The 5735-nt window shown below is 34.8% G+C and carries 3 protein-coding genes and 3 pseudogenes; 2 read left to right on the forward strand and 4 right to left on the reverse strand.

Annotation, left to right across the window (positions count from 1 at the left end; translation table 11 throughout):
* Positions 1-4 precede the first annotated feature (4 nt).
* Positions 5-937 (forward strand): IS5-like element ISAha3 family transposase, encoded by a 933-nt coding sequence (locus tag J671_RS24025; protein WP_004812228.1) that lies wholly within the window; start codon positions 5-7, stop codon positions 935-937.
* Positions 938-1054: 117 nt separating this feature from the next.
* Here J671_RS24025 and J671_RS0105280 read toward each other — a convergent pair.
* The 4 genes and pseudogenes from J671_RS0105280 to J671_RS24035 form a co-directional block, all read right to left on the reverse strand.
* Positions 1055-1255: pseudogene (locus J671_RS0105280) on the reverse strand (hypothetical protein); the annotation flags it as partial.
* A gap of 232 nt (positions 1256-1487) precedes the next feature.
* A pseudogene (locus J671_RS0105285) lies at positions 1488-2023 on the reverse strand (hypothetical protein).
* Positions 2024-2100: 77 nt separating this feature from the next.
* Entirely contained in the window at positions 2101-2631 is a 531-nt protein-coding gene (locus J671_RS24030) for a hypothetical protein (protein WP_004887888.1), read from the reverse strand.
* Positions 2604-4493: pseudogene (locus J671_RS24035) on the reverse strand (type VI secretion system Vgr family protein); the annotation flags it as partial. The pseudogene J671_RS24035 and the gene J671_RS24030, both read right to left, overlap by 28 nt.
* A 433-nt stretch (positions 4494-4926) precedes the next feature.
* Here J671_RS24035 and J671_RS25655 point away from each other — a divergent pair.
* A protein-coding gene (locus tag J671_RS25655) for an IS5-like element ISAba27 family transposase (protein WP_155765201.1) occupies positions 4927-5735 on the forward strand; the annotation gives its coding sequence in 2 pieces (ribosomal slippage) (positions 4927-5307 and positions 5309-5735; 808 coding nt annotated over the 2 pieces). This gene is flagged as partial in the annotation.

Consider the following 5735-nt stretch of genomic DNA (forward strand, 5'->3'; position numbering starts at 1 on the left):
CCAGATGAAGAAGCCTACACCTAAAATCTATCGTACAACCAATTGGTCCTCGTATAACCAAGCTTTAATCAAGCGAGGAAATATTTCAATCTGGTTTGATCCTAAGACGCAATGGTATGCACAACCACAAGGCAAGCAAGGACGAAATCAAACTTATTCCGATACAGCGATTCAATGCTGTTTAATGATCAAATCTCTATTCCGTCTTTCTTTACGTATGGTTACTGGCTTTGTTCAAAGCCTGATTAAACTCTGTGGCTTGAATTGGACAGCACCAGATTACTCCACCCTTTGTAGACGACAAAAGCATATTGATATTGCGATAAGCTATCAGAAAAGTCATGATGGGTTACACCTACTTGTCGACTCTACGGGTTTAAAGTTTTTAGGTGAAGGCGAATGGAAGCGTAAAAAACATCAGCCTGAATACCGTCGGCAATGGCGTAAACTGCATATTGGTATAGATGCTGAAACACTGCAAATACGTGCCGTTCAGCTTACTACAAATAATGTCAGTGATTCACAAGTACTAGGTGATTTACTGGATCAAATTCCACTAGATGAGCGAATAGATTCTGTCTATACCGATGGCGCGTACGACACGAAGTGCTGCAGAAAAGTGATTTCAGATCGTCAAGCACATGCAGTAATTCCACCCAGAAAGAATGCCAAGCCCTGGAAAGATTCTAAAATAAGTTCAATAGAACGAAATGAGTTACTTCAAACGGTTAAACATTTAGGCAGAACCCTATGGAAAAAATGGTCGGGTTATCACCGTCGTAGTTTGGTGGAAACCAAGATGCATTGCATCAAATTATTAGGTGATAGGCTGACGGCAAGACATTTTCAAAGTCAGGTCAATGAAATTCATGCGCGTGTGGCAGTTCTGAATAGATTTACGGAATTAGGTAGACCTCGCACCCAAGTTGTGTCTTAAATTTGAATGGATTGGGGAGAACTCAGCTTTTGAATGTTTATGCAACAAAGCCGGTTTAAAGTATTGTAATACCTATATCTTAGGAGGATGGATATTTAATTGATAATTAAAGTTGATTTCTAACTTTTCATAACCGAACTCATGACCATTAACAATATTTTGCTGGGTTAAACGTCCCATCGTATCGTAATGTTGTTCTTGGCTAATTCCGTTGGCATAGTGACGTACAATTTCACGGTGTAAATCATCACGCTCAAAGCTAATAAGGTCTTGACCATTCACTATTAAACTTTGTACATGACCGCTACCATACGAAACACTATTAATGTTTTGGTATCCCAAGAAATTTATTTCAAGTTCAAATTTATTAACAATATCTACAATTTTTTGTTTACTACGTAGATATAAGTTTTATCAGTATCTCTAACAATATAATTAGACAAGTAGATTTTTTAAGAGCTCAAAAATCATTCTATTAAACATCTTATTTTAAAGTAGTACTTCAAATATATAGAAGTACTACTTTTAATTTTGGAATACCCTTTATACCTTAACCATAAAAAAATTCTAAAAAATAGTCTACATCCAATACTACATTTTCTTTTATAAGGGTTTTCTTTAGTTCTTCTAAGAAACCTGTCTTATATCCTCCATTTTCACCTCTAGGGTTAGAGTCATATAAATCAATAATTAAATTTTGTATAACATTAATTTGCAAAAAAAATCAAATAAATTTTTAGCAATGATATGTAATTCATCGCCTGAAATACATGCTCCTATCTCGCCACTATTATGATTTATGTATACAATATTTACATCATGCTGTGTTAAGAATACTGTAGCACTTTCCCCATCGAATATATCTTCAAACATATATTGAATATTGTCTAACGAATCTTTTCCTAAAAAATCATTTATATTCCCTCCTAGATCAATATTAAAATCATTTTCAGGAATACAACTTAAATAGCTTTTAAACAGATCATCATTAACAGAATTAACCTGATTAATAAGGAATCCTTCACCATAAATTATTTCATTACATTCACCAACTTCCTCTAATAATTTTTTAAAACAAACTTGCACTATTAAGACTCCCTATTTAATACAATTAAATAGTATCAAATATTTTATCTAAAAATCATTAAAACCCAACACAAAAACTAAAAATATTTAAAGGGATATCTTTCATATAAACCTTCATTAATAGAATTGACTAATTTCTTAAATTGATCTTGTTCAACTTTATTAAGCTCTTCGTTTATATCCAATTCTTCTTCAAGTTGTTGATAAGAAAATGCCATTTTAAGAAAGTCTTCAAAAGTAATTCTCATATCTATAAACTGATTAATATTCAAATACTCCCCTTGGTTATGGTCATAAAACAAGATATTATTTTTTTCCTTACCTATAAACCATTCATCACCTTGACCGGTACGACCAATTATCCAAACTTTCTCACTAATTTCAGGATAATTTTCATGAAGATATTGATTTTCTTTTAATGCTGTTTCGTACCCCAAAATTATAATATCAGGTGTAATTTCTATTTCTCTATATTTACCTAAAAAAGATAAATAATTATCATCGAGCTGAGGTAGTTTGCCAAATTTCTTTATTTCGCTAGTTCTTTCAAATAATTTCGCTTTAATTTCTTGATCTGTCAACCTTGTCCCGCGCGCAAAGCTCCCCATTGGTCCGTACGCAGTTCAAAACCCTCTCCGCGGTCTTCACCTTCCGCTTTATCTTTAGGATGACTGAGTTTCCCCAGATTTAACTGGCTTGCACCATGACTGCTTTGTAGCTGGGTACTAATTTGGCCCGGGGTATCATCAAATCTGAGTTGTCCAAAACCACCACCCGACACTTCTTTGGAACGGATACCACTCAGCTTTTTAGTATCGGGAAGTTTACCTTTGTTATCAAACTTGGTTGGATGACGCTGTGCCTCATGAATTCGGCCCATCACAAATGGTCGGTCTATATCACCATTAAAGAAGTCAATAACGACAATTTCACCAACACGCGGTAAAAAACGCGCACCATAACCTTCTCCAGCCCACGGCGTTAAAACGTCAATCCAAGCTGAATCGGTGTCATTATTATTGGCTCCTGCACCCCCATCATGGCTATGATCATCACTACGGGTAAACAGGAAACGGACTTTAATACGTCCCCATTCATCTACATAAATTTCTTCACCTTCAGGACCCACCACTTTTGCGCGTTGTGGATGAGTAACCGGACTATGAGTTTGTGGGTTATAAGCTGGCGTTGTTGGAATATGACGACGTTGTAAAATCAACTGATTCGCTTGGCGTTCATCACTGTTCTCGGGGTTTTGTATTGACCAGTTACTTTTCGCCAATAGACCATTAATTTGGTCATTTAAGTCTTTAGGTAAGTTATTCTGATTAAAGAAATTTTTAGAAACAATCAAAAAGCTTTTATCTGAGCCTTCATGCTGGTCTATTTCTGGGTGTTCATTGAGTTCGAAATAGTAACCCACATAGGCATCGCGGACTGTCGTTTGCGCAATAAAGCGTTTAGACTGTGCATCGTAATAATTGTTGAGGTTCTGGTTTAAGCGTTCAACTTGTTGATTTCCAGATTTAGTTACACCATCCTCACCCTTTAAGTCACCAGTCCATGCAGGCGCATAGTTCCAAGCTTGCTCTAAGCCAAGTGTAGCATTGTCATATTGTTCACTATGCTGATGCTTACTTTGAACGCTTCCAACTCCTTCTTCTTGTTCTAATATTTCTGCTTGCCAACGTTGTATATGCATAACGTTCGGTTGAAGAGAACGTTCGGCAGTTAGGCGAGTCATACTGTCGTATTGCTCCACTGCACTACTACGATGGTAACGAATCGTTTTACGGTCTAAGGGCTGATATTCACTATTGGCATCAATCAACCTGAGTTTCTGAGCTTGAATAGATGTATCGGTACTTGGAACAATATGCTGAGCTTCATCAATCAGCCAGTTAATCCCTTCACTACGAAGTAAGCGTGTGAGAAAGTCCCAATCACTTTCGTTATGTTGCATAACAAAAGGACGAACATCATAAGTTTTTGTTAAACCACTTAAATCTAAACTTAAACTTGCAGCAAATAGCGGATTTTTAACTTGCCATTCTTTAAAGAGTATTTCCCATATTTCAACGACGCTTTTATTCATAAATACGCGCGAATTGCGACGATATTTCCATAATGCGGTTGGGTCTTCTAAGGTCAGCTTATATAAAGTTAGACTGCCATCTGACTGGCCCTGTTGAGCATGAGTAATAATGCCTGTAACGCGAGTTAATTCACCTCGCTCCGTCACTATATCTACAGCGGCCTGACTGCCAATGAAAGATTTTAGTTGAATCGTTGCATTAGTTGATAGGCATAAAAGTTCTGCTTTTAAACCATCATTGAGTGCATGTACACCATCAATTCTTTGCAGAAATACTTGGTCATTCAATATCGGAGAAGTAAATTGAATGTGAATAGCACGTTTCTGTGGGCTAATGCCCAAACTATCTAAAACTTGATGAATACTGTTCAACATCTTTATAGGACTGAATTATATTTAGCATTATTTTACAAAGCACGTACAGATCTGTCCATTTAATTAATAATTAATTTTACATTTAAATTAACTATAAAAAATTATTCTATCTACTCGAATATTTTTCTAACGGAGCAAGATCAAATAATTTTTTAATTTTTCTATATTAAACCTTATTTATAAAGTATTAATTATTAAAAATAGAACAATAAATCAATTACTTAAAAATGTATAAGCAATAAATAAACTTATACATTTCGTTTGTTAGGTCAGATTGCAAAAATATCACAATCCTATGTTATATATAGCATTTTTTAATTTCAACATAAGTATTCTTTTATAAAAAAATACATCTAAAAATATTTTTACTGATAGATTTATTCTAAAATAATAGACCTCTTGCGAAAGTAAAAACCACCTCAATCTAAATTTCATGAGATATCAGAAATTAAATCGTTTTTCAGATTCTGAATTCCAGCGCTTGGTTGGTGTACCTCGACCAGTTTTTAGTGAAATGATCGAAGTTTTAAAAGAAGTAGAATCACTTAAAAAGAAATCTGGGCGTCCTCATACTTTAGCTATAGAGGATCAATTATTATTAACACTCAATTACTTACGGAATTACAGCACTCAATTGGAGTTGGCTGCAAATTACCATATCGCTGAAAGTAATGTGAATCGAACCATTAAAAAGGTTGAAGATGCATTGATGAAATCAAGACGGTTTACTCTGCCAAAACGAAGCATTACCACAGCAGACGAACAGTTTAACTGGGTCATTATTGATGCGACAGAATGTTCAATAGAACGTCCGAAAAAAAAATCAGAGTAAGTTCTACAGTGGTAAAAAGAAGAAACATACGCTAAAAGCACAAGTGATCTATCATCCGAACAGCAAACAAATCATAGGGCTAGATATATCGAATGGCAGTCAGCATGACATTAAATTGGCAAGAAGAACGGTTAAAAAATTCAAACATTGTAAATATGTTATGACCGATTTAGGGTACTACGGATTAGAGCAAGATGGCTTTAAATTATTGATGCCAATAAAGAAAAAGAAGAATTTACCCTTATTTGATGTTGAGAAAAAGTACAATAAAATGATTGGAAAAATACGAGTTGTGATCGAACATATTAATAGTCAATTGAAAACATTTAGAATATTAAGTGAACGCTATCGAAATAGACGGAAAAGATTCGGTTTACGCATTAACTTAATCGCTGCACTGGTAAATCGGA

The organism is Acinetobacter sp. 1130196 (assembly GCF_000588095.1).
In the GTDB taxonomy this organism is placed as follows: Bacteria; Pseudomonadota; Gammaproteobacteria; order Pseudomonadales; family Moraxellaceae; genus Acinetobacter; species Acinetobacter nosocomialis.